The organism is Kitasatospora griseola (assembly GCF_014648555.1).
Lineage (GTDB): Bacteria > Actinomycetota > Actinomycetes > Streptomycetales > Streptomycetaceae > Kitasatospora > Kitasatospora griseola.
In genome coordinates this window covers 12,451-35,286 of the sequence record NZ_BMRI01000048.1, presented here as the reverse complement: position 1 = coordinate 35,286, position 22,836 = coordinate 12,451, and the positions used below count along the sequence as shown (strand labels likewise).

Annotated in this window: 21 protein-coding genes and 2 tRNA genes; 8 read left to right on the top strand and 15 right to left on the bottom strand. The window is 72.8% G+C overall.

Features of this window, described 5'->3' with window-relative positions; all coding sequences use genetic code 11:
• The 3 genes from IEZ12_RS34235 to IEZ12_RS34225 all read right to left on the bottom strand — a co-directional run bounded on the left by IEZ12_RS34235 (position 1) and on the right by IEZ12_RS34225 (position 658).
• Positions 1–76: transfer RNA gene (locus IEZ12_RS34235), tRNA-Gly, on the bottom strand.
• A 38-nt stretch (positions 77–114) separates the two neighbouring features.
• Positions 115–187, bottom strand: a tRNA-Gly gene (locus IEZ12_RS34230).
• A gap of 153 nt (positions 188–340) precedes the next feature.
• The gene (locus tag IEZ12_RS34225) at positions 341–658 is read right to left on the bottom strand and encodes a histone-like nucleoid-structuring protein Lsr2 (RefSeq protein WP_073807183.1); all 318 of its coding nucleotides are present in this window, start codon (positions 656–658) and stop codon (positions 341–343) included.
• A 421-nt stretch (positions 659–1,079) separates the two neighbouring features.
• Here IEZ12_RS34225 and purS point away from each other — a divergent pair, with 421 nt between their 5' ends.
• The 4 genes from purS (at position 1,080) to IEZ12_RS34205 (ending at position 5,147) form a co-directional block, all read left to right on the top strand.
• Positions 1,080–1,334, top strand: coding sequence for a phosphoribosylformylglycinamidine synthase subunit PurS (gene purS / locus IEZ12_RS34220; RefSeq protein ID WP_033250393.1), 255 nt, complete (start codon positions 1,080–1,082; stop codon positions 1,332–1,334).
• Positions 1,331–2,008, top strand: coding sequence for a phosphoribosylformylglycinamidine synthase subunit PurQ (gene purQ / locus IEZ12_RS34215; RefSeq protein WP_043915310.1), 678 nt, complete (start codon positions 1,331–1,333; stop codon positions 2,006–2,008). The genes purS and purQ overlap by 4 nt, the downstream gene beginning before the upstream one ends.
• Positions 2,008–4,263, top strand: coding sequence for a phosphoribosylformylglycinamidine synthase subunit PurL (gene purL / locus IEZ12_RS34210; RefSeq protein WP_189277849.1), 2,256 nt, complete (start codon positions 2,008–2,010; stop codon positions 4,261–4,263). The genes purQ and purL overlap by 1 nt, the downstream gene beginning before the upstream one ends.
• 71 nt (positions 4,264–4,334) lie before the next feature.
• Positions 4,335–5,147 carry a maleylpyruvate isomerase family mycothiol-dependent enzyme gene (locus IEZ12_RS34205; protein WP_189277847.1) on the top strand — a complete coding sequence of 271 codons (813 nt, stop codon included), beginning with the start codon at positions 4,335–4,337 and terminating at the stop codon, positions 5,145–5,147.
• Here the strand turns inward: IEZ12_RS34205 and IEZ12_RS34200 are convergent.
• From IEZ12_RS34200 to fbaA, 4 genes are all read right to left on the bottom strand, one after another.
• Positions 5,144–6,007, bottom strand: coding sequence for a nucleic acid/nucleotide deaminase domain-containing protein (locus IEZ12_RS34200; RefSeq protein ID WP_189277845.1), 864 nt, complete (start codon positions 6,005–6,007; stop codon positions 5,144–5,146). The genes IEZ12_RS34205 and IEZ12_RS34200 overlap by 4 nt on opposite strands.
• A gap of 41 nt (positions 6,008–6,048) precedes the next feature.
• Positions 6,049–6,903, bottom strand: coding sequence for a DUF3152 domain-containing protein (locus tag IEZ12_RS34195; RefSeq protein WP_229848557.1), 855 nt, complete (start codon positions 6,901–6,903; stop codon positions 6,049–6,051).
• Between the two features lie 221 nt (positions 6,904–7,124).
• Positions 7,125–7,544, bottom strand: coding sequence for a DUF3151 domain-containing protein (locus tag IEZ12_RS34190; protein ID WP_043915303.1), 420 nt, complete (start codon positions 7,542–7,544; stop codon positions 7,125–7,127).
• Between the two features lie 129 nt (positions 7,545–7,673).
• On the bottom strand, positions 7,674–8,696 hold the full coding sequence (fbaA, locus tag IEZ12_RS34185; protein WP_189277841.1) for a class II fructose-bisphosphate aldolase: 1,023 nt from the start codon (positions 8,694–8,696) through the stop codon (positions 7,674–7,676).
• A gap of 250 nt (positions 8,697–8,946) precedes the next feature.
• On the opposite strand from fbaA, the gene IEZ12_RS34180 reads away from it, so the two are divergent.
• Entirely contained in the window at positions 8,947–9,672 is a 726-nt protein-coding gene (locus tag IEZ12_RS34180; RefSeq protein ID WP_229848555.1) for a DedA family protein, read from the top strand.
• A gap of 115 nt (positions 9,673–9,787) precedes the next feature.
• Here IEZ12_RS34180 and pyrE read toward each other — a convergent pair whose 3' ends face one another.
• The 5 genes from pyrE to IEZ12_RS34155 all read right to left on the bottom strand — a co-directional run bounded on the left by pyrE (position 9,788) and on the right by IEZ12_RS34155 (position 15,267).
• On the bottom strand, positions 9,788–10,324 hold the full coding sequence (pyrE, locus tag IEZ12_RS34175) for an orotate phosphoribosyltransferase (RefSeq protein ID WP_043915296.1): 537 nt from the start codon (positions 10,322–10,324) through the stop codon (positions 9,788–9,790).
• Between the two features lie 31 nt (positions 10,325–10,355).
• Positions 10,356–11,216 carry an SRPBCC family protein gene (locus IEZ12_RS34170; RefSeq protein WP_189277839.1) on the bottom strand — a complete coding sequence of 287 codons (861 nt, stop codon included), beginning with the start codon at positions 11,214–11,216 and terminating at the stop codon, positions 10,356–10,358.
• A 127-nt stretch (positions 11,217–11,343) separates the two neighbouring features.
• Positions 11,344–13,011 carry a spermine/spermidine synthase domain-containing protein gene (locus IEZ12_RS34165; protein WP_189277837.1) on the bottom strand — a complete coding sequence of 556 codons (1,668 nt, stop codon included), beginning with the start codon at positions 13,009–13,011 and terminating at the stop codon, positions 11,344–11,346.
• Between the two features lie 79 nt (positions 13,012–13,090).
• Positions 13,091–13,717: a DUF2617 family protein gene (locus IEZ12_RS34160; RefSeq protein ID WP_189277835.1), complete on the bottom strand. Its 627-nt coding sequence runs from the start codon at positions 13,715–13,717 to the stop codon at positions 13,091–13,093.
• Positions 13,718–14,106: 389 nt separating this feature from the next.
• Positions 14,107–15,267, bottom strand: a complete 1,161-nt coding sequence (locus IEZ12_RS34155) for a pyridoxal phosphate-dependent aminotransferase (RefSeq protein WP_189277833.1) — start codon at positions 15,265–15,267, stop codon at positions 14,107–14,109.
• 197 nt (positions 15,268–15,464) lie between these two features.
• On the opposite strand from IEZ12_RS34155, the gene IEZ12_RS34150 reads away from it, so the two are divergent.
• From IEZ12_RS34150 to IEZ12_RS34140, 3 genes are all read left to right on the top strand, one after another.
• Positions 15,465–15,989 (top strand): hypothetical protein, encoded by a 525-nt coding sequence (locus IEZ12_RS34150; RefSeq protein ID WP_189277831.1) that lies wholly within the window; start codon positions 15,465–15,467, stop codon positions 15,987–15,989.
• Between the two features lie 4 nt (positions 15,990–15,993).
• Positions 15,994–17,058 (top strand): COG1361 family protein, encoded by a 1,065-nt coding sequence (locus IEZ12_RS34145; protein WP_229848553.1) that lies wholly within the window; start codon positions 15,994–15,996, stop codon positions 17,056–17,058.
• A 224-nt stretch (positions 17,059–17,282) separates the two neighbouring features.
• A complete protein-coding gene (locus IEZ12_RS34140) occupies positions 17,283–18,746 on the top strand; it encodes a DUF2079 domain-containing protein (protein ID WP_229848552.1) in 1,464 nt (487 codons plus the stop codon).
• 68 nt (positions 18,747–18,814) lie between these two features.
• Here the strand turns inward: IEZ12_RS34140 and IEZ12_RS34135 are convergent, their stop codons facing one another.
• From IEZ12_RS34135 to IEZ12_RS39685, 3 genes are all read right to left on the bottom strand, one after another.
• A complete protein-coding gene (locus IEZ12_RS34135) occupies positions 18,815–19,372 on the bottom strand; it encodes a type III secretion system chaperone family protein (RefSeq protein WP_189277827.1) in 558 nt (185 codons plus the stop codon).
• Between the two features lie 186 nt (positions 19,373–19,558).
• On the bottom strand, positions 19,559–22,162 hold the full coding sequence (gene clpB, locus IEZ12_RS34130) for an ATP-dependent chaperone ClpB (protein ID WP_189277862.1): 2,604 nt from the start codon (positions 22,160–22,162) through the stop codon (positions 19,559–19,561).
• Between the two features lie 77 nt (positions 22,163–22,239).
• Positions 22,240–22,836: LysR substrate-binding domain-containing protein (locus IEZ12_RS39685; RefSeq protein ID WP_229848551.1), on the bottom strand; the 597-nt coding region annotated here is incomplete at its 5' end.

Sequence of the window (22,836 nt, the reverse complement as noted above, 5' to 3'; positions counted from 1 at the left end):
TGGAGCGGACGACGAGATTCGAACTCGCGACCCTCACCTTGGCAAGGTGATGCTCTACCAACTGAGCCACGTCCGCATGATATTGAGTTGTGACAGCTTGTCACGCTAGCTGCGAGCGGACGACGAGATTCGAACTCGCGACCCTCACCTTGGCAAGGTGATGCTCTACCAACTGAGCCACGTCCGCACGGCGCCTGAGCACCGGCCGCCCCGATCGGGTTCCCCCGGGTTGCGGCGACGAGAAGAACTCTACAACATCAAACGGCCTGCTCGCCCCATCCTTCCCCGGCGGCGTGGCCGGGGAAGGCGTCGGCGGCCCGCAACGGGCGGCCGGGAGGGGTCAGTTGTTCTCGGAGAACGCCTCGTACACGTGCTTCGGGATGCGGCCGCGGGCGGGCAGTTCCATGCCGTTCGACTGCGCCCAGGCGCGCACCGCGGCCGGGTCCGGGGTGAGCGCGGTGCGGCGGAAGGACTTTCCGCTGCGGCTCTGCCGGCGGCCCGCGGCGACGAACGGGGCGAGGGCCTCCCGAAGCTTTTCCGCGTTGTCGGCGGACAGATCGATCTCGTACGACTTCCCGTCCACGCCGAAGTGGACGGTTTCCGCGGCGGCGCCGCCGTCCAGGTCGTCGGAGAGCGTGACGACTACACGCTGAGCCATGGGTGTCAATCCTCTCGGGCAATTCGGCCGACGGAGGTCTCGGATGCCCCGCCGGTCCGCTGGGCCGGGATCACGGCATCCGTCGGCGGGCAGGGGGCCCACGCCGAGATGCGGCGCGTTCGGCTGCCGGTCGCCCTATTCTGCACCCGGAACCTGCTGAAATCGAAGAGTTCGGGATTCCTTTTTTCCGGATATTCACGGGGTTCCCCCGGATGCCGATACGGTCTCGTTACAGACGGGATTAAACCGACGAAATGGGATGGCATCGGGGATCCGGACGGCCCGGCGGCCGGGCCCGGAAGCCCTGTCACGTAAGGGGCATTGGTCTACGCGCGTTGCCGCAGGTGGGCCGCAAGATGACCGCCCGGCACAGGTAGGCTGAAGGTCCCCCGCCTGAACGCAATCACCACCGGGAGTGCCAGTGGCACGCGTCGTAGTCGACGTCATGCTCAAGCCGGAGATCCTCGACCCGCAGGGACAGGCGGTGCAGCGTGCACTGCCCCGTCTCGGATTCGCCGGGATCGCCGACGTCCGCCAGGGCAAGCGTTTCGAACTGGAGCTGGAGGGGCCGGTCGACGACGCCGCGCTCGCCCGCATCCGTGAGGCCGCCGAGACCTTCCTCGCCAACACCGTGATCGAGGACTTCACCGTCCGCGTCGAGGAGGAGGGCAAGTGACCACCCGCATCGGCGTCGTCACTTTCCCCGGTTCCCTCGACGACCGCGACGCCCAGCGCGCGGTCCGCCTGGCCGGCGCCGAGCCGGTCGCCCTCTGGCACCGTGACAAGGATCTCCACCAGGTCGACGCGGTCGTCCTGCCCGGCGGATTCTCCTACGGCGACTACCTGCGCTGCGGTGCCATCTCCCGCTTCTCCCCGGTGATGGACACCATCATCGAGCAGGCGAAGCTCGGAATGCCGGTCCTCGGTATCTGCAACGGCTTCCAGGTGCTGTGCGAATCGCACCTGCTGCCCGGCGCGCTCACCCGGAACGACTCGCTGCACTTCATCTGCCGCGACCAGAAGCTCCGCATCGAGAACGCCGACACCGCCTGGACGCGGGATTACTCGGCTGGCCAGGAAATCGTCGTTCCGCTGAAGAACGGCGAAGGCCGGTTCGTCGCCGACGAGCACGTCCTGGACGAACTCGAGGCGGAGGGCCGCATCGTCGCCCGGTACCTCGATGTGAACCCGAACGGTTCGTACCGCGACATCGCCGGCATCACCAACGCCGCCGGCAATGTCGTCGGCCTGATGCCGCACCCGGAGCACGCCGTGGAGCCGCTCACCGGTCCGACCACCGAGGGCCTGGGCTTCTTCACTTCCGTCCTGAAGCAGCTGGTGAACGCCTGATGAGCCTCGACACCGTCAAGAACGCCGAGCAGACCCCGGACGCCGGTCAGCCCTGGGCCGAACTCGGCCTCAAGGAGGACGAGTACGCCCGGATCCGCGAGATCCTGGGCCGCCGCCCGACCGGCGCCGAGCTCGCCATGTACTCGGTGATGTGGTCGGAGCACTGCTCGTACAAGAGCTCCAAGGTCCACCTCAAGCAGTTCGGCGAGAAGGCCCCGGAGAACGACGCGATGCTCGTCGGCATCGGCGAGAACGCCGGTGTGGTCGACGTCGGCCAGGGCTACGCGGTCACCTTCAAGGTCGAGTCGCACAACCACCCGTCGTACATCGAGCCCTACCAGGGCGCGGCCACCGGCATCGGCGGCATCGTGCGCGACATCCTGGCGATGGGCGCCCGCCCGGTCGCTGTGATGGACCCGCTGCGCTTCGGTGCGGCCGACCACCCGGACACCCGGCGCGTGCTGCCCGGGATCGTCGCGGGCATCGGCGGCTACGGCAACTGCCTGGGCCTGCCGAACATCGGCGGCGAGGTCGTCTTCGACTCCTGCTACCAGGGCAACCCGCTGGTCAACGCGCTGTGCGTCGGCGTGATGAAGCACGAGGACATCCACCTCGCGAAGGCCTCCGGCCCCGGCAACAAGGTCATCCTGTACGGAGCCCGCACCGGCGGCGACGGCATCGGCGGCGTCTCCGTGCTGGCCTCGGAGACCTTCGACGCGACCGGCCCGGCCAAGCGCCCCGCCGTCCAGGTCGGCGACCCGTTCCAGGAGAAGCTCCTCATCGAGTGCACCCTGGAGATCTTCAAGGAAGACCTCGTCGCGGGCATCCAGGACCTCGGCGGCGCCGGCCTGTCCTGCGCCACCTCGGAGCTGGCCTCGGCCGGCACCGGCGGCATGCGGATCGAGCTGGACACCGTGCCGCTGCGCGACCACACGCTCTCGCCGGAGGAAATCCTCATGAGCGAGTCGCAGGAGCGCATGTGCGCCATCGTCGAGCCCGGCAAGGTCGACCGCTTCCTGGAGATCTGCGAGAAGTGGGACGTCATCGCCACCGTCATCGGCGAGGTGACCGACGGCGAGCGCCTGGAGATCTTCTGGCACGGTGAGCTGGTGGTCGACGTGCCGCCGCGCACCGTCGCCCACGAGGGCCCGACCTACCAGCGCCCGTACGCCCGCCCGTCCTGGCAGGACGCCCTGCAGGCCGACGCCCCGACCGCCGAGCGGCTCGCCCGCCCGGCCGGCGGCGACGAGCTGAAGGACGCGCTGCTGAAGGTCGCGAGTTCGCCGAACCAGGCCTCCAAGGCGTGGATCACCGACCAGTACGACCGCTACGTGCTGGGCAACACGGTGCTCGCCACCCCCGAGGACTCCGGCATGATCCGGATCGACGAGGAGACCAACCTCGGCGTCTCGGTCGCCACCGACGGCAACGGCCGCTACGCCAAGCTGGACCCGTACACCGGCGCCCAGCTGGCCCTGGCCGAGGCGTACCGCAACGTCGCGGCCGGCGGCGCCAAGCCGCTCGCGGTCTCCGACTGCCTCAACTTCGGCTCCCCCGAGGACCCGGACGTGATGTGGCAGTTCGCCGAGGCCACCCGCGGTCTGGCCGACGCCTGCCAGGTGCTCGGCACCCCGGTCACCGGCGGCAACGTCTCGCTGTACAACCAGACCGGCGACGTCGCCATCCACCCGACCCCCGTGGTCGCGGTGCTCGGCGTCATCGACGACGTCACCCGGCGCACCCCGGTCGGCTTCGCCGAAGAGGGCCAGCTGCTCTACCTGCTCGGCGACACCGCCGACGAACTGGGCGGCTCCGCCTGGTCGCAGGTCGTGCACAACCACCTCGGCGGCCTGCCGCCCAAGGTGGACCTGGAGCGCGAGCGCCTGCTGGGCGACATCCTGATCGCCGCCTCCCGCGACGGCATGATCGACGCCGCCCACGACCTCTCCGACGGCGGCCTCGCGCAGGCCCTGGTGGAGAGCTGCCTCAAGGGCGGCAACGGCGCCCGGGTGGTCGTGCCCGAGGGCATCGACCCGTTCGTGTTCCTGTTCTCCGAGTCCGCCGGACGTGCCGTGGTGGCCGTCCCGCGCAGCGAGGAGCTCCGGTTCAACGACATGTGCGGCGCCCGCGGCCTGCCCGCGGCCCGGATCGGCGTGGTCGACGGCGACGCCCTGGAGGTCCAGGGTCAGTTCACCGTCACCCTGGCCGAGCTGCGCGACGCCCACACCGGCGTCATCGAGGCGCTGCTCGCCTGACGCGGCCTCGTTCGACGGGCGGTCGGTTCGGATTCCCGGACCGGCCGCCCGGCTTTTTGTACGCTGCGGGCATGCCCACTGCGAAGCCTCGGACCTACGACCCGGTGAAGGTGCGCACCGCGCTCACCGGGCAGCTCGACGCGATCTCCGCCACCGTCCGCTCGCTGGATGACGAGCAGCTCGCCCTCCCCACCCGGCTGGGGGACTGGCGGGTGCGTGAACTCGTCGCCCACCTCGGCATGGTGGTCAGTTGGGTGCCGCGGCACCTGCACGACCCGCTGCCGCCGCAGGCCCCGATCACCCCGCCGGACTGGGCGTCGCGGACCCGCACCGCGGCCGCGTCGATCAACGCCACCGCGCTGGAGCTGGTGGCCGAGCAGTTCGCCGGGGACGCCGCCCAGGTGTCGGGCGAACTCGACCGGCAGATCGGCGAGTTGTGGCGCGCCCTGGACAGCGAGGAGGGGCGGCGGCCGGGCCGGGTGATCCTGATGCGCTTCGGGCCGATGCTGCTGGCCGACTTCCTGGTCGTCCGGCTGGTGGAGACCGTGGTGCACGCCGACGACCTGGCCGATGCGCTGGGCCTGGCCGACTTCCCGCACGACCGCTTCGCGCTGGCCTCCGTCACCCGGCTGCTGGCCGACGTGTTCGCCAACCAAGTGCCAGGCGGCGCCGTCGAGTTGCGGATCCCGCCGTTCGCCGTGGTGCAGGCCGTCGAGGGCCCCCGGCACACCCGGGGCACCCCGCCGAACGTGGTCGAGGCCGACCCGCTGACCTGGATCCGGCTTGCCACCGGCCGCCTCGCCTGGGCCGACGCGCTGGACGCCACCCTCACCGCGAGCGGCGAACGCAGCGACCTGGCCGGCTTCCTGCCCGTGCTGGGTTAACCCCTCGCGGCCAGGGAGGCCGCCAACTCCCGGATGCCGGCGTCGCGTTCGGCCGCGGTGTCGCCGTAGTCGTAGCTGTGGCTGAACGCGGCGGCCGGGAAGGTGCGGGCCAGCCACACGCTGCAGTAGTGGCCGGGCTGGAAGCAGGCCTGGAGTTCGGTGTAGACCTCCAGCACGTCCGCCGGGGCGAGGCCGGCTGCGGCCAGCTGCTGCCGGAGCGTCTCCTCGGGGTGCAGCGCGAGCGAGCCGTCGGCGGTGAGGACGAACGGCTCGCCGTCCTGCCCGCGGACCTTGAACGCGGCGTACCCGGGCACGCCGAGGGTGTGCCGGACGTCCTCCAGCACCCGCGGCCACCACTGCTCGTCGCTCTCGAACGCCCGCAGGTCGGTGCCGCGGATCCGGCTCTCCGCGGTCGAGAGCAGCCGGAAGATCTCCTCCGGGTGCTCGGCGGCCGCCAACTCCCGCAGGTTCTGCTCCAGTTCGCACAGGTTGCCGAGGAACGACGCCAGGTCGGCGTCGACCAGGACCGGCGGCTCGCGGAACGCCAGGTACACCGCCCAGACGCGCCCCTGCCCGTCCAGGCACAGCTCCGCGCCCCGGTCGGTGCCCAGCCGGGCCCAGTCGGCCTCCGGACGGCCGTCGACCGACAGCCCGGCCCGGTGGGCCCAGTCCGCCAGCCGCAGCGGCTCCCCGGCGGACGCGGTGAAGTACGGTCCGACCCGCAGCGGCAGGCCGGCGGCGGACAGCAGCGCGGCGGCGGGGGCCGGGACGGCCGTGGCGGCGGTCTCGGCGGGGGCGGGGCGGTACAGGCCGGCCGGGCCGAAGCGGTCGAGCAGGCGCTGGGTGAGTTCGGTGGTCATGGTTCCTGGTTCGGGGTCGGTGGCCGGGGCGGCGGGGCCGGTCAGGGGACGGACGGCCCGCTGAGGTAGCTGCCCTTGGCGTCGTACGGCCAGGCGTTGGCGGTGCAGCCCTTGAGGCCGTAGATCTGCTGCATCATCGCGGGGGCGGGCTTGCCCGGGCCGGGGCAGTCCTCGTGGCCGTGGCCGATCCGGTGGCCGACCTCGTGATTGACGATCAGCGCCCGGTAGTCCTCCAGGCTGCCGTCGAACTGGGGCGAACCGGTCAGCCAGCGCTTGGAGTTGACCACCACCTGCTTGCCGACGTCGCAGTTCACCTCGCCCTTGGTGTCCAGGCCGCCCGCGCCGCAGATCCGGTCGGTGGTGTCGGGCGAGGCGATCTTGACGGTGAAGTCGTAGGAGCCGGAGGAGACCAGCTTGAAGCTGTTGCGCTTGTCGGCGGTCCAGCTGCGCTTGTCGGCCAGCACCGCCTGCACGGCGGCGGCGGCGGTCTTCGGGTCGATGTTGATGCCGTCCTCGACCTCGACCTGGTAGCGGCGCACCGTGCCGCCGGTGCCGACCGTGGCGCCGGACGCGGCGGCGGTGGTGAAGCTGCCGCTGCCGTGCTGGACGACCTGCGGGGCGGTGGGCGACGTGGTCTTCGGGGGCGCGGTCTGCGGCGGCGGGTTCTCCTCGGTCCGGACGGGCTCGGGGGATTCGCTGACCGGCGGGACGGGTCGGGCCTGCGTGGTGGACCCGGTCTCCGGCGACTGCGCGGCGGTCGAGTGGAGGAGAGTGAATCCGGCCGTGCCGAGCACGGCCAGCGCCGCGGTGCCGCCCAGCGTGAGGGCCAGCCGGCGGCGGCGCGTCCTGGCGCGGCGTCGGGCGGACCTGCCGGGTGACCTGCGGGCTGCGGGCATCTGGTTTCCCTCGGGACGACGACATGGCGATCCGTGCGGCCCGGTGACCCGATTCGCACGAATGTGCTGCATCGTGAACATACGCGGTATGGCTGCGGTTGGTTCCCCGGGGCCCCCGGTCCCGGGCCGTGGATCCGGCGCCGTGCGGAGCCGACGGGACGCCGGTAAGCCGTCGGCGCCCCGTCCCGGCCCGGAGGCGGGAGGGGCGCCGACGGACGGGGTCACTGCTTGAGTTCGGCGTACGCCTCGGCGCTGCTGTCCTTCAGGAACTGCCAGCAGCGGGCCTCCTCCTCGGTCTCGCCGATCGACCCGGCGGCCCGGGCGAGCGCGGCCAGGCAGCGCAGGAAACCGCGGTTGCCGCGGTGCTCCCACGGGATCGGGCCGTGTCCGTGCCAGCCGTTGCGGCGCAGCGCGTCCAGGCCGCGGTGATAGCCGGTGCGGGCGTACGCGTAGGACTCGACGGTGCGGCCGGCCGCGAAGGAGTCGTCCGCGAGCATCGCCCAGGCCAGGCAGAACGCCGGGTAGTCGGCCGCCACCTGGGTCGGCGACGCGGACTCCTCGGCCAGCATCCGGTACGGCTGCTCCTCCTCGGGCAGGAGGGTCGGCTCGGGCCCGTCGAGCAGGTTCTTGTGCATCTCCATGGTGTGCCAGTCTGCCACTCGGATCTTGTGGAGCAACCATGCTCGACCCGAAGGGGAGGCTGCCGGGAGCAGAACGCACGGTGCCCCCGTACCCGTGGCGGGTACGGGGGCACCGTGCTGGGCCGTGCCTTACTTCATGCGCTTGCCGGCCGAGCGCAGCTGCTGCGCGGCCTCCAGCACGCGGGCGGCCATGCCGGCCTCGGCCAGCTTGCCCCAGGTGCGCGGGTCGTAGGTGTTCTTCTTGCCGACCTCGCCGTCGACCTTCAGCACGCCGTCGTAGTTGCGGAACATGTGGTCCACGACGGGGCGGGTGAAGGCGTACTGGGTGTCGGTGTCGAGGTTCATCTTGACCACGCCGTTCTCCAGCGCCGTCCGGATCTCCTCCGCGGTGGAGCCCGAGCCGCCGTGGAAGACGAAGTCGAACGGGTCCTGCTTGCCGTACTGCTTGCCGATCTCGGTCTGCAGGTCGGCCAGCAGCTCCGGACGCAGCACCACGTTGCCCGGCTTGTACACACCGTGCACGTTGCCGAACGAGGCGGCCAGCAGGTAGCGGCCCTTCTCGCCCAGGCCGAGCGCCTCGGCGGTGCGCACCGCGTCGTTCACGGTGGTGTACAGCTCGTCGTTGATCTCGTGCGAGACGCCGTCCTCCTCGCCGCCGGTCGGGGTGATCTCGACCTCAAGGATGATCCTGGCGGCGGCGGCCTGGGCCAGCAGCTCCTGCGCGATGGACAGGTTGTCGGCCAGGGTCTCGGCCGAGCCGTCCCACATGTGCGACTGGAACAGCGGGTTCTCGCCGCGGGCGACGCGCTCGGCGGAGATCGCCAGCAGCGGGCGGACGTAGCCGTCCAGCTTGTCCTTCGGGCAGTGGTCGGTGTGCAGGGCCACGGTGACGTCGTACTTGGCCGCGACGATGTGCGCGAACTCGGCCAGCGCGACGGCGCCGGTCACCATGTCCTTGTTGTGCTGGCCACCCAGGAACTCCGCACCACCGGTGGAGATCTGGATGATGCCGTCGCTCTCGGCCTCGGCGAAACCGCGCAGCGCGGCGTGCAGGGTCTGCGACGAGGTGACGTTGATGGCCGGGTAGGCGAACTTGCCCGCCTTGGCCCGGTCGAGCATCTCGTTGTAGGCCTCGGGAGTTGCGATGGGCATGCGAATCCGCTCCTGTCGGTGTGGGGCGATCGGACGACGCTGTCCGAAGGCTCGATACGCCTGTGGTTCACGACGGATGCGGTACGAGCTGAGGGTGGTTGCTCGACCGCGGGCCGGACACCTCGGTCATCTTCCCAGACTCGCCCCGCGGACACACCCAGCGGCCCGCCACTTGGGACGGCAGCTCCGACAAGGGCCTCGTGGGTCGCCTGTTGAGGCTTTGCCGGGTGAGTCGGGCTATCCTGCGCGCGTGGAACACATCCAGCTCGCCGTCAACGTCCTTGACGCCAAATCGCTCGTCGCCTCCGTCGGCGCCATCGGGATCCTGGCGATCATCTTCGCCGAGACCGGCCTGCTGGTCGGGTTCTTCTTCCCTGGTGACTCGATGCTCATCCTGGCCGGTGTCGCCGCCTCCAGCGCCGCCCCCGCGGTGCTCGGCGACGGCGCCCAGATGAACATCGGGATGCTGCTGGTCGGCGCGCCGCTCTGCGCGATCGCCGGCGCCCAGCTCGGCCACCTGCTCGGCCGCAAGGTCGGCCCGAAGATGTTCGACAAGCCGAACTCGAAGATCTTCCGGCCCGAGTACGTGGAGAAGGCCGAGGAGTACTTCGAGAAGTTCGGCCCGGCCAAGGCCGTGGTGCTGGCCCGCTTCATCCCGATCGTGCGGACCTTCCTCAACCCGGTCGCCGGCACCCTGCAGATGCCCGCCAAGACCTTCCTGCTCTGGAACGTCGTCGGCGGCGTGCTGTGGACCGAGTCCATGCTGCTGATCGGCTACTTCACCGGCGACCAGCTCGCCCCGGTGATCGACAAGTACCTGCTGCCCGCGATGGCGCTGATCATCCTGATCTCGGTCTCGCCGATCATCGTCGAGGTGATCCGCGAGCGGAAGAAGAAGAAGGCCGGCGAGGGCGCCGTCGAGGCCGAGGCGCAGACCGCCGAGTCGGTCGCCGGCGGCCGGCACCGCAAGCACTGACCCGCACCGCGGGACGCGAGAGGCCCCGGCCACCCGATGAGGGTGGGCCGGGGCCTCTCGCCGTTCGAGGTGGTCGACGTGGAACCGGCCCCCCCGTCCGGGCCGGTCCCGGGGCTCACAGGCCCAGGTCGTCCAGGGTGTACGCGGTGATGTACGGCAGGCCGGTCTCCGCGATCGCCGGGGCCGCGCCGCGCTCCACGATCACCGCGACGCCGACCACCTCGGCGCCCGCCTCGCGCAGCGCCTCCACCGCGGTCAGCACCGAACCGCCGGTGGTCGAGGTGTCCTCCACCGCCAGCACCCGGCGGCCCTTCACGTCCGGGCCCTCGATCCGGCGCTGCAGGCCGTGCGCCTTGCCCGCCTTGCGGACCACGAAGGCGTCCAGCTTGCGGCCGCGGGCCGCCGCCGCGTGCAGCATCGCCGCGGCCACCGGGTCGGCGCCCAGGGTCAGGCCGCCCACCGCGTCGAACTCCAGGTCCGCGGCCGCGTCCAGCATCACCTTGCCGACCAGCGGGGCCGCCTCCGCGTCCAGGGTGATCCGGCGGAGGTCGACGTAGTAGTCGGCCTCCCGGCCCGAGGAGAGGGTGACCTTGCCGTGCACGACGGCCTTGTCCTTGATCTGCGCCAGCAGGGCGTCCCGGTCGTTGCTCATGGTCAGCGATTTTACGGGCCGCCCGGCCCGGTCAGCGCCGCCGCAGGGCGCGGACCAGCACCACCGCGCCGCCGAGCAGCGCCACCCCGCCGCCGATCACCCACGGCAGCGCGCTGCGCTCGCCGCCCGCACCCGGCACCAGGGCCGGCTCGCCGCCCCAGCGGGTGGCCGCCCGGGCCCGCGCGCTGTGCGCCGGCGGGGCGGGCGCGTACCGGCCGTGCGGCGGGGCGTGGTCCACCTCCTCGGCGGAGCGGCCGACGATGCTGCGCCGCACCGGGGCGCTCTCCTGCTCGAACGCCGCGTCCGGGCGCGGCACCGGAACCGGCTCGGGCAGGTCGTCCTCGCTGAACGCGATCAGGTCCGACAGGTCGTCGTCCAGGTCCGGGCCCTGCGCCCGTTCGTCCAGGAACACCACGGTCGCGCCGTCCGCCGGGTCCTCCTCGGCGTCCTCGCCGGGCCCGGACAGCTCGGCCACCAGGGCCGCCACCGCCCGGTCGATCAGCCGGCGGCCGGCCGTCTCCAGCACCGGGCCGTCGAAACCGGCCAGTCGGCCGGAGGCGGTCAGCGAGGTCGCGAAGCACATCGCGGTCTCGCCCGGCCGCTCCCGCAGGGTGACCCGCAGCTCGGCGGTCACCGGGGCCGCGCCGCGGATCTCCTCGCCGGTCAGCCGCAGCTCCAGCGCGTCGTCCTGCCAGCCGCCCACGGACAGCCGGCCGGCGAAGGTGATGGTGGAGCCGGCGATCCGGATCCTGAGCCGGCTGTCCGCCGCCGAGGGGGCGGACGTGGACGCGACCGCGCTCAGCCCCGGCACGCAGCGGGCCACCAGCTCGCGGTCCACCAGCGCCTCCCGGACCACCTCGGCGGGCACCGGGACGACAACCTCATGCTCCATACCGGCGAGCCTACCGACCGGCCGCCGCCGTGCCGAGCCCCGCACCCGAAGCCGGGCCGGGAGTGCCGCGAACGGGCGCACGGCGGGCGGTCGTTCGCCGGAACGGGGGCGGCCGGACGGCGACCGGTCAGGGGCCGATCAGCGAGTGCGGCGGGGGCAGCGGCGACGGCCGGCGGGCGGACAGCCGTGCCGCCGTGCCGCGCAGCGCGTCGACGGTGAGCGAACGCGGCGCCGGCGCGTCCGCGGCCAGCGCCAGCGCGGGGGCGTCGTGGCCGGCCAGCAGGAACGCCGGGGCGGGCCCGGCCTGCCCGCAGTCCTCGGCGGCCGGGGCGACGCCCTGGTACGGGACGGCGTCCAGCCCGACGGCGGCCAGCCCCGCCTCGGAGCTCCACAGCACGCCGTCCGGGGCGCCGCCGCGCACCGCCAGTCGGCCGTCCGGGGCGAGCCGCCGGGCGGCCAGGCCGTAGAACTCGCGCGAGCGGTACTTGCCGTGCGCGGCCTCGTCGTCCAGGTCGGAGACGATCACGTCGAACTGCCCGGCGGTCCTGCGCAGCCAGCCCATCGGCTCGGCGGTCACCAGCCGCACCCGGGGGTCGTCCCAGGCGTGCTCGGTCAGCGCGTCGTAGGCGTCGTCCCGGCGGGCCAGCGCGGACAGCTCCGGGTCGCGCTCGACCACCAGCACGCTGCGCACCGCCGGGTGCCGCAGCACCTCGCGCAGGGCCAGGCCGTCGCCGCCGAGCACCAGCACCCGGGCGCTGGGGCCGTCGCCGAGCGCGGGGCGGACCAGCGCCTCGTGGTCGCGGTACTCGTCGGGGCCGCAGACCGCGAGCCGGCCGTCCAGGAAGAGCTTCAGCGGCGGCGGGGTGCGCTGCTCGGCGCCGACCGGGCCGCCGGTGAGGACGATCTCCTGGTAGCGGCTCTGCGCGACGAACCGGATCGGCCCGCCGTACAGGGCGTGCCGGGCGGTGCGCTCGATCGCGCCGGTGCAGGCGGCGGCCAGCGCGAGGGCGGCGAGCACCAGGCCGCAGCCGGTCCACAGCAGCAGCCGGGCGCGCGGGGTGGGTTCGGCGCGGAACAGCCAGAGCACCACCACCGCCCCGGCGACCGCGTTGACGGCGCCGGTCACCAGCGCGCCGGCGGCCTGCCCGAGCGCGGGCAGCAGGACGAACGGGAAGGCCAGGCCGCCGATCAGCGCCCCCACGTAGTCGGCGGCGAACAGGTCGGCGACGGCCCGGCCCGCGTGCTCCCGGCGGATCCGCTGGATCAGCGTCATCAGCAGCGGGATCTCGGCGCCGATCAGCAGGCCGATCAGCACGGTGGCGGCGACCAGCGCGATCAGCGTGGCGTGCGGCTGGCGCAGCCACGCCCAGCCGCAGTACAGGGCGAGCGCGGACAGGCCGCCGGTCAGCGACAGCGCGTACTCGACCAGGGCGAAGGAGGTGGCCGGGCGGCGGGTGAGGCCCTTGGCGAGCAGCGAGCCGACGCCCATCGCGAAGACCATCACGGAGAGCACCACGGAGGTCTGGGTGACCGAGTCGCCGAGCAGGTAGCCGCCGAGCGCGACCAGTTCGAGTTCGTACACCAGGCCGCAGGCCGCGCAGACGAACGCGGCCAGCAGCACCAGGATCCGGGCCGGTCGGGCGGGCAGGGCGAGCGGTATGGCGCCGCCGGCCCGGACCGCGCCGCCGAGGCCCGCGGTGCGGGGGGCGGTGGTGGGCCGGTGCTCGGCCGTCTGCGGGGGAGCGGGGGCGTCCGGAGCCGGCTGCGCGGACCGTCCGACCGGATGGTTGATCATGAAGGGAACGCTAGGCGAGAGCCTGGGCGAATGGCTGCGCCCAATCGGGGGACAGCGGGCGGCGTCCGGTTGACGCCGGTCACCACTCTGCCTGCGGCTCCGGGTCGTTGTGGCGGGCACTGCCGCGGCCGCTGTGCCCGCCGTGCCCGACCCGGCCGCCCGCGGCGTCGACGGTGCGGCGCAGCGAGAGCGAGGAGCGGGTGCACACCAGTCGGCCCTCCTGCGGGTAGGCGTGCCAGGTGCGCCAGTGCACCCGGCGGTCCCCGCAGTGGGCGACCAGGGCGGTGAACGCGCTCGGGTCGCCGGGGAAGACCCCGGCCAGCGCCCGCGGGTGCCCCTCGACCAGGGCCAGCAGCTCCTGGGCGCGGGCCGCGAACACGTGCGGCGGGAGCTCCTCGATCCGGGCGGCGAACTCGTACTCCCAGCCGGCCACCTGCTCGGCGACCCGGGCCGGCAGCGGGGTGCGGCGGCCGGGCAGGCAGGCCACCGTCTCCAGGCAGTCGCCCGGCCCGGCCGCCAGGACGACCTGGTGGGAGGCGCCCAGCAGCCGCAGCTGGAGGGTGCCGCCGAAGGCGTCGGAACGGCCGGTCCCGTCGTCGAGTCCGATGTCGCGGACCGCCAGCGCGGGCAGCGGCTCGCCGCCCAGCTGCCAGGCCAGGTCGCCGGCGCGGGTGTCCGTGTAGGAGGTCTGCAGGGTGGTGAGCATGCTCGGCTCCGCGTTTCAGCTCCGTACGCGCCCCTTCGGCCGGAGTCCACTCCTCGTGCGCGAGGCTGTTCGAGACTGTCCGATCCGGGGCGCGGCCGACCGTGGAAGGAGGGATTCCGGCTGGAGATTCAGCAGCAGAGAAGCACGAATTCTCCGGGTCCGTCAGGGATTTACCCATGTTTGGCACTCATTCACCGCTCTGAGGCCTGTGCCCGACTGGGTGTGATCGGTCCCGGGTTGCACTCTGTCCGGCGGGCGCTGCCACGCCCGTCGCGTGCGCCGTGCACTCCTGGAGCGATTGCGGGGCGAACGACGTTCGGACATGCCGGGGCGCCCGGCGGCGGTCCCCGGCCGCCGGGCGCCCCGACTGCGGCGTCCCGCTCCGGCCGCTACAGGCGGTGCAGCCGCTCGACGGCCTCCCGCAGCACCGACTCCCGCTTGCAGAACGCGAACCGCACCTGGGCGAGGCCGATTTCGGTGCGGTCGTAGAAGACCGCGTTGGGAATGGCCACCACGCCGCAACGCGCGGGCAGCGCACGGCAGAACTCGATGCCGTCCTTCTCGCCGAGCGGAGTGATGTCGGTGGTGATGAAATACGTCCCCTGCGGCTCGAACACCCGGAACCCGGCCTCGGTCAGACCGGCCGCCAGCAGGTCGCGCTTGCGGTGCAACTCGGCGCGGAACTCCGCGTAGTACGCGTCGGGCAGCCGCAGCGCCTCGGCGACCGCGTACTGGAACGGGCCGGCCGAGACGTACGTCAGGTACTGCTTGGCGGTGCGGACCGCGGCGACCAGTTCGGGGGCGCCGGTGACCCAGCCGACCTTCCAGCCGGTGAACGAGAAGGTCTTGCCGGCCGAGGAGATCGCGACGGTGCGCTCGCGCATCCCGGGCAGGGCGGCCAGCGGATGGTGCGCGCCGTCGAACACCAGGTGCTCGTAGACCTCGTCGGTGATCACCAACAGGTCGTGCTCGACCGCCAGTTCGGCGATCGCGGCGAGCTCCTCGGGGGTCAGCACGGTGCCGGTCGGGTTGTGCGGGGTGTTGATCAGCAGCAGCCGGGTGCGCGGGGTGATCAGCGAACGCAGCTCGTCCAGGTCGGGCCGGAAGGCGGGTTGACGGAGCGTCAGCGGAACCCGCACCGCGCCGGCCATCGCGATGCAGGCCGCGTAGGAGTCGTAGAACGGCTCGAACGCGATCACCTCGTCGCCGGGTTCCAGCAGGGCGAGCAGCGCGGCGGCGATGGCCTCGGTGGCGCCCGCGGTGACCAGCACCTCCCGGTCGGGGTCGTACACCAGCCCGTGGAAGCGCTGCTGGTGCTCGGCGATCGCCTCCCGCAGCTCCGGCACGCCCGGCCCGGGCGGGTACTGGTTGCCGCGCCCCTCGCGCAGCGCCCGCACCGCCGCCTCCCGGACCTCCTGGGGACCGTCCGTGTCGGGGAACCCCTGCCCGAGGTTGATCGAGCCGGTGGCGGTGGCCAGGGCGGACATTTCCGCGAAGATCGTCGTGCCCATGCCCGCCAGCCGGCGGTTCAGCAGTGGCCTAGCACCCATTGCGGCTCCTCGCAGCTCGTGTTCGGCCAATCCTCTGACGCCCGCAGGCCGCGGACAAGCGCTCCGATCCGGTCGGGCGCGGTGGTTCCGATGGCGGAGCAGGGTCCGGGCCGGGTTGCGCGAGGGTGCCGCACTCGATTGTCTGACGATGCCTCAAACGGCATGTCCATCGGCGGGGGGTCACCTCAGGAGTCATCGTGCGTGTGCGCATCCTGTCCACCGCGGCCGTGGCCGCTGCCCTCGTTCTGGCCCAGCCGGGCCTCGCCCTCGCGGAGGAGGAGGCCGACGATCCCAGCACCACCGTCACGTTCGTCGTCACCTCCGGCGCCCTGACGCTGTCGGTGCCGGCGGCCGCGGTCCTCGGCTCGGGAGCGCCGGGTACGACGATCAGCGCGCCGATCGGGCCCTGCACGGTCGTCGACGCGCGGGCCCTGCTCTCGGCGTCCTGGACGGTGACCGCGGCGGAGACGGACTTCGTCAACGGCCCGTCGACGATTCCCGCCACCGACGCCACCTACACGGTCGGGTCGGTGACCACCACCGGCACCATCACCGTCACGTCGACCAACGTGACGCTGAGCAATTCCGCGCAGACGGTGCTCACCGGGACCGCCGGGGTCGGGGACAACACCGCGACCTGGGACCCGACCGTCGCGGTCAACGTGCCCGCCAGTGCGGTCGGCGGGGCCTACACCGGAACGCTGACCCAGTCCGTTGCCTGACGCGATGAAGGGCGCGCGCTACTGGATCCCGCTGCTGGCACTGGCCGTCGTCCAGACGGTCGGGGTGGTGCCGGCAGCGGCGGACGGCATGCCCGGGGGCCCCTCCCCGGCGCCGAGTGCCGTGGAACGGGAGGAGTCGTCCCCGCAGCCGGGCGCCGGGGAGCGGTCCATCGGCATCAAGCTGCTCGACGCCCCGGAGAACCGCCGGGACGACCCCCGGGCGCAGGCGTACATCGTCGACCACCTCCCGCCCGGCTCGACCATCGAGCGGCGGGTGGAGGTCGTCAACGAGTCGTCCGAGCCGATGCACGTCGACGTCTACGCCGCGGCGGCCGACATCGTGAAGGGGCAGTTCGCCTTCGCGGCGGACCGCGCCGCGAACGAGCTGACCGGCTGGACGTCGCTGGACGTCTCGGGTCTCAACCTGGCGGCCCACGGGACGGCGAAGGTCCGGGCCACGATCCGGGTGCCCAAGGACGCCGCCGCCGGCGAGCGGTACGGCGTGGTCTGGGCGCAGACGGGTTCACCGGCGGATCGCCGGCACAACCTGGCGATCACGGGCCGGGTGGGCGTCCGGATGTACCTGGACGTCGGCCCGGGCGGCGAGCCGGCCTCCGACTTCGAGATCGAGCAGCTCTCGCCCGCCCGGGGCCGCGACGGGCGGGCCGAACTGCACGCCCGGATCCACAACACGGGGGGACGCGCCCTGGACATCAACGGGGTGCTCTCGCTGTCCGACGGGCCGGGCGGACTGCGCGCCGGACCCTTCACGGCGAAGACCGGCACCACGCTGGCCCCGGGCGACCGCGCCGAGGCGGTCGTCCCGCTGGACTCCCGGCTGCCGGACGGCCCGTGGAACGTGGAACTGACGCTCAGGAGCGGACTGGTCGAGCGCACCGCGCGGGCCGCCGCCACGTTCCCGACGACGCCCGGCGGCGCCGGGGCGGTGACCGCGGCGGCCGCGCAGCCGGAGAGCTACCCCGCTCCCGCGGTCGCGGGGCTGTCGGCGCTCGTCCTCGCCGCCGGGAGCTTCCTGTTCCTCAGGTTCCAGCGGCGGCGACGCCGCTGACGATCCGTTCGGTCGCAGGGCACGCCCCAGGGCCGCGGACCCGCCGGACACTGTCCGGCGGGTCCGCGGCCCTCGCCCGTTCCTGGCCCGAACGGATCGTTCACCCGCGGAGGCTGGTCTAGTCTGCCGCCACAGGGGTGATCCTCGTTCGGGGATCCGCGGGCCGGGGGGAACCGGGCCCGCGTGGGGCTATCGGAAGTGAAGCAATGGCGTCCGGAACAGTCGTGTCGTCGTCTCCCGTCCGGCCGCGCGAGGGCGACGGCGATCCACCGGCCAGGTGGCGCGGGATCACCCGGGCGCGGCTGCTGCCGTGGGGCCTGGCCGCCGGGTTCTTCGCGTTCTACGCGCTGTTCTGCCTGCGCCGCCACGGGCTGCTGCTGACCACCGGGTACGACCTGGGGATATTCGAGCAGGCGGTGCGCAGCTACGCGCACTTCGAACTGCCCGTCGCCTCGCTGAAGGGCGAGGGCTACAACCTGCTCGGCGACCACTTCTCGCCGGTGCTGCTGGCGCTGGCGCCGTTCTACCTGGTGTGGCCGACCGCGAAGACGCTGCTGTTCGCGCAGGCCGCGCTGCTGGCGCTGGCCGTGGTGCCGATCTGCCGTTGGACGCAGCGGGAGCTGGGCGCCGCGGCGGCCGTCGCGGTGGGGATCGGCTACGGGTTCTCCTGGGGCGTCGGCTCGACGATCGGCTTCGACTTCCACGAAGTGGCTTTCGCCGCACCGCTGGTGGCGTTCTCGGTGGTCGCGCTGGCGGAGCGGCGCTGGGCGGCCGCGGCGGCCTGGGCGGCGCCGCTCTGCCTGGTGAAGGAGGACCTCGGCCTGACCGTCGCCGTCATCGGCGGCTTCATCGCCTGGCGCGGGGCGCGGCGGCTCGGGGCGGCGACGGCGCTGTTCGGCGTGCTGGCCGGCGCGCTGGAGTTCCTGGTGCTGCTGCCGGCCATGAGCCCCAGCCACGCCTACAACTACTGGGACAACCTGGAGGCCGCCCCGGGGACCGAACCGGGCCTGCTGGAGCGGCTGTTGTCGGTGCCCGGCCATCTGCTGACGGCCACCCTCCAGGGGCAGCTGCTGTTCTTCCTGCTGATCCCGACCCTGCTGCTGGCGCTGCGCTCGCCGCTGCTCCTGGTCGCCGTCCCGACGCTGGCCTGGCGGCTGCTCAGCAAGAACGAGATGTACTGGGGCACCCGCTACCACTACAGCGTGGTGCTGATGCCGATCGTGTTCGCCGCGTTCGTCGACGGGCTGATCCGGCTGCGCGCCGCGAAGCCGCACTGGGGCCGCTGGGCGACGGCGCCGTTCCTGTGCGGCAGCGTGCTGGTCACCGCGGTGCTGTTCCCGTTCTTCCCGATGGCGTCGGCGGCCGACGCGGGCTTCTGGCGGGATTCCGCGCACGTGCGGACGGTGCAGTCGGTGCTGGCCGACATACCGTCCGGCGCGAAGGTCGCGGCCGGCAACCGGCTGGTGCCCCAACTGACCGGCCGCTGCACGGTGTTCGAGTTCGGCTGGCCCAAGGACTGGCGCACCGCGGAGTGGGTGGTGGTGGACACCCGGAACCCGATGGGGTGGCCGCTGAACGGGGCGCAGGAGGCCGAGGAGATAACGAAGCTGCGGGCGGAGGGCTTCCGGACGGTGCGCGAGGACGAGGGGGTCCTGCTGCTGCGCGCGCCGTCGTCCGAGGGCCGGTAGCGCCGGGTACGCGGAAGGGCCCGCCCACCGGTCCGGTGGGCGGGCCCTTCTGACGGTCCGTCGGAGGCTCAGGCCTCGTCGGCCGGGCCGTCCTCGCCGTCCTTGCCGTCCTCGACCTGCTCCTGCAGACCCAGGCGCTCGACCATCCACTGCTCGAAGCCGACCGCGGCCTGCGTCCAGTTGGCGGTGGTGCCGACGAAGTACTCCAGGCTGACGCCGTTGCCGACGATCATCTGGGACTCGCCGATCAGGCGGACCACGCCGTCCTCGTGGGTGTGGGTGTAGACCTTGGGCCACAGGGTCTCGCGGTTCCACTCGTCGATCAGGTCGAGGATCTCGCCCTTCTTCTCCAGCGGGAACGCGCGGTCGTAGAAGGCGCGGACCGCGAACAGCTCCTTGTGGTCGCCGCGGAACATGTAGTAGACGCGGAAGTTCTCCCAGGGAGCGGTGAGGTCGCCCTCCTCGTCCACCACGTGCTTGAGCTGCATCTGGTCGAGCAGCTGGGCGACCAGGTTCTGGTCCGGGACGATCACCGGCGGCGGCCCGGCCGGAGCGCCACCGGGCTGTCCGCCCTGCGGCGGCTGCGGCAGGCCGAAGGACGGGATGGACGACGGGTCGATGCTCACGGGGGTGTCCCTTTCACGGTGCACAAGGTCGGCTGCCGATGGGGGGCCGCCTTCTCATACCCCCATCCTGCCTCATTCGGAGCTCCCGGCACAGAGTGACTCGGGGTGCGCCTCACCTGCTCCCGACCGGTGCGCGCACGCCGGCGGGCGGTGCCGCGAGGGGCGCCGCCCGCCGGCGTGCGGACGTCACTTCACCAGCGAGGGCTTCGGCCCGACACTGAGCCGGTCGTTCGCCTCGTCCCGGTCGACCAGGACGGTGTCACCGTCGTGGACGCGGCCGGAGAGGATCTCCTTGGCGAGCTGGTCGCCGATCGCGGACTGCACCAGGCGGCGCAGCGGGCGGGCGCCGTACGCCGGGTCGTAGCCGGTCAGCGACAGCCAGTCCCGGGCGGCCGGGGTGACGTCCAGGGTGAGCCGGCGCTCGTGCAGGCGGCGGGCCAGCGCGGCGATCTGGAGGTCGACGATCCGGCTGAGCTCCGCGGTGCCCAGCGGGTCGAAGACCACGATGTCGTCCAGCCGGTTGAGGAACTCCGGCTTGAAGGACTGCCGGACGGTCTCCAGCACCAGCTCCTTCTTGCGCTCCTCGGGGGTGGCCGGGTCGACCAGGTAGGTCGAGCCGAGGTTGGAGGTGAGGATCAGGATGGTGTTGCGGAAGTCGACCGTGCGGCCCTGGCCGTCGGTGAGGCGGCCGTCGTCCAGCACCTGGAGCAGCACGTCGAACACCTCGGGGTGGGCCTTCTCGACCTCGTCGAGCAGCACGACGCTGTACGGGCGGCGGCGGACCGCCTCGGTGAGCTGGCCGCCCTCCTCGTAGCCGACGTACCCGGGCGGGGCGCCGACCAGGCGGGAGACCGAGTGCTTCTCGCCGTACTCGCTCATGTCGATCCGGACCATCGCCCGCTCGTCGTCGAACAGGAAGTCGGCGAGCGCCTTGGCCAGTTCGGTCTTGCCGACGCCGGTCGGGCCGAGGAACAGGAACGAGCCGGTCGGGCGGTCCGGGTCGGCGATGCCGGAGCGGGTGCGGCGCACCGCGTCGGAGACCGCCTGGACGGCCTCCCGCTGGCCGATCAGGCGCCGGCCCAACTCGTCTTCCATGCGCAGGAGTTTGGCGCTCTCGCCCTCCAGCAGCCGGCCGGCCGGGATGCCCGTCCAGGAGGAGACCACGTCGGCCACGTCGTCCGGGCCGACCTGCTCCTTGACCATGGTGGTGTTCGGCTCGTCCGCCGCGCGGTCCTGGGCCTCCGTCAACTCGCGCTCGGCGGCCGGGATCTCGGCGTACATCAGCTTGGAGGCGCGCTCGAAGTCGCCGTCGCGCTGGGCGCGGTCCAGTGCGCCGCGCAGGTCGTCGAGGCGCTCCTTGAGCTCGCCGACCCGGTTCAGGGACTTCTTCTCCTGCTCCCAGCGGGCGTTGAGGGTGCTCAGCTGCTCCTGCTTGTCGGCGAGGTCGCGGCGGAGCCGGCCGAGCCGCTCGACCGAGGCCGGGTCGGACTCCTTGTCGAGCGCCAGCTCCTCCATCCGCAGCCGGTCCACGGAGCGCTGGAGCTCGTCGATCTCCACCGGGGAGGAGTCGATCTCCATCCGCAGCCGGGACGCCGACTCGTCGACCAGGTCGATCGCCTTGTCGGGCAGGAAGCGGGAGGTGATGTACCGGTTGGACAGGGTGGCGGCGGCGACCAGCGCGGCGTCGGTGATCTCCACCTTGTGGTGCGCCTCGTAACGGCCCTTCAGGCCGCGCAGGATGGCGATGGTGTCCTCGACGGTGGGCTCGCCGACCAGCACCTGCTGGAAGCGGCGCTCCAGGGCCGGGTCCTTCTCGATCCGCTCGCGGTACTCGTCCAGCGTGGTGGCGCCGACCATGCGCAGTTCGCCGCGGGCCAGCATCGGCTTGAGCATGTTGCCCGCGTCCATCGAGGAGTCGCCGCCGGCGCCCGCGCCGACCATGGTGTGCAGCTCGTCGATGAAGGTGATCACCTGGCCGTCGGAGTCCTTGATGTCGTTCAGGACGGCCTTCAGGCGCTCCTCGAACTCACCGCGGAACTTGGCGCCGGCGACCATCGCCGCCAGGTCGAGCGAGACCAGGCGCTTGCCGCGCAGCGACTCCGGCACGTCTCCGGCGACGATGCGCTGGGCCAGGCCCTCGACCACGGCGGTCTTGCCGACGCCGGGCTCGCCGATCAGCACCGGGTTGTTCTTGGTGCGGCGGGAGAGCACCTGCACCACCCGGCGGATCTCCTGGTCGCGGCCGATCACCGGGTCGAGCTTGCCGTCCCGGGCGGCCTGGGTGAGGTCGGAGCCGTACTTCTCCAGCGCCTTGTAGGTGCCCTCCGGATCCGGCGAGGTGACCCGGGCGCTGCCCCGGACGTCCTTGAACGCCGCGAGCAGGGCCTTGGCGGTGGCGCCGTGCTGCTTCAGCAGCTCGGCCACCGGGCCGCCCTCGGCGGCCAGGCCGACCAGCAGGTGCTCGGTGGAGACGTACTGGTCGTCCAGGTCGGCGGCGCGCTTGCCGGCCTCCTCCAGCACCGCCAGGGTGTCCCGGGCGAGCTGGGGAGCGGCCACCGTGGAGCCCTGGGCGGCGGGGAGCGCGGCGGCCTGCCGGCGGGCCTCGACGGCGATCGGCGCGGCGTCCGCCGCGACGGCCTTGAGCAGCGGGCGGGCCAGGCCCTCCGGCTGTTCGAGCAGGGCCAGCAGGATGTGCACCGGCTTGACGTCGGGGTTCCCCGCGGCGCCGGCCTGACGGATGGCGGAGGACAGGGCCTCCTGCGTCTTGCTGGTGAACTTACTGGCGTCCACTGCGGGCATACCCCTCTCGTCTTCGGGACAACTCAAGTCTGCTGACTACAGCATGCACTAAGTTGAGTCTATTCCGCTCAACTTTTTTTGGAAGGGTGCCCGGGCGTCGGCCCGCGGGTCAGCCCGAGCAGCAGCCGGGCCGGTCCGGCCGGGCGCTGACCGGCCGGCCAGACCGCGCGCAGCGGCCGCTGCAGGTCCAGGCCCGCCAGCGGGACGGCGACCAGCCGGCGGGTGGCCAGCTCCTCGGTGACCGCCAGTTCGCTCAGGCAGACCGGGCCCGCGCCGGTCATCGCCGCGGCCTTCAGCGCCGTCGAGGAGGCCAGCTCCAGCCGGGGCGCGGCCGGCCCGCCGTACGGCGCGAGCGCCTCCTCCAGCACCTCCCGCGTCCCGGAGCCGACCTCGCGCAGCACCAGCGGGGTGGCGGCCAGCTCGGGGCCGGTGACGGGGGTGCGGCGGCGGGCCCAGCGGTGCTCGGGGGAGACCACCACCACCAGCCGGTCCGCGGCGACCACCACGCCGGACAGGCCGGGCGGGGTGGAGGTGCCCTCGACGAACCCGAGGTCGGCCTCGCCGGCCAGCACCCGGGCCGCGACGTCCGCCGAGTTCGCGGTGCGCAGCGTGACAGCCGTGCCGGGGCTGGCCTCGTTCAGCGCGAGCAGCCAGCCGGGCATCAG

What these genes read in the sequence shown, in the direction of transcription:
- IEZ12_RS34225 (WP_073807183.1), bottom strand. Translation starts at nt 658, where the DNA reads ATGGCTCAGCGTGTAGTCGTCACGCTCTCCGACGACCTGGACGGCGGC.
- purL (WP_189277849.1), top strand. Translation starts at nt 2,008, where the DNA reads ATGAGCCTCGACACCGTCAAGAACGCCGAGCAGACCCCGGACGCCGGT.
- IEZ12_RS34205 (WP_189277847.1), top strand. Translation starts at nt 4,335, where the DNA reads ATGCCCACTGCGAAGCCTCGGACCTACGACCCGGTGAAGGTGCGCACC.
- IEZ12_RS34200 (WP_189277845.1), bottom strand. Translation starts at nt 6,007, where the DNA reads ATGACCACCGAACTCACCCAGCGCCTGCTCGACCGCTTCGGCCCGGCC.
- IEZ12_RS34195 (WP_229848557.1), bottom strand. Translation starts at nt 6,903, where the DNA reads ATGCCCGCAGCCCGCAGGTCACCCGGCAGGTCCGCCCGACGCCGCGCC.
- IEZ12_RS34190 (WP_043915303.1), bottom strand. Translation starts at nt 7,544, where the DNA reads ATGGAGATGCACAAGAACCTGCTCGACGGGCCCGAGCCGACCCTCCTG.
- fbaA (WP_189277841.1), bottom strand. Translation starts at nt 8,696, where the DNA reads ATGCCCATCGCAACTCCCGAGGCCTACAACGAGATGCTCGACCGGGCC.
- pyrE (WP_043915296.1), bottom strand. Translation starts at nt 10,324, where the DNA reads ATGAGCAACGACCGGGACGCCCTGCTGGCGCAGATCAAGGACAAGGCC.
- IEZ12_RS34170 (WP_189277839.1), bottom strand. Translation starts at nt 11,216, where the DNA reads ATGGAGCATGAGGTTGTCGTCCCGGTGCCCGCCGAGGTGGTCCGGGAG.
- IEZ12_RS34165 (WP_189277837.1), bottom strand. Translation starts at nt 13,011, where the DNA reads ATGATCAACCATCCGGTCGGACGGTCCGCGCAGCCGGCTCCGGACGCC.
- IEZ12_RS34160 (WP_189277835.1), bottom strand. Translation starts at nt 13,717, where the DNA reads ATGCTCACCACCCTGCAGACCTCCTACACGGACACCCGCGCCGGCGAC.
- IEZ12_RS34155 (WP_189277833.1), bottom strand. Translation starts at nt 15,267, where the DNA reads ATGGGTGCTAGGCCACTGCTGAACCGCCGGCTGGCGGGCATGGGCACG.
- IEZ12_RS34145 (WP_229848553.1), top strand. Translation starts at nt 15,994, where the DNA reads ATGAAGGGCGCGCGCTACTGGATCCCGCTGCTGGCACTGGCCGTCGTC.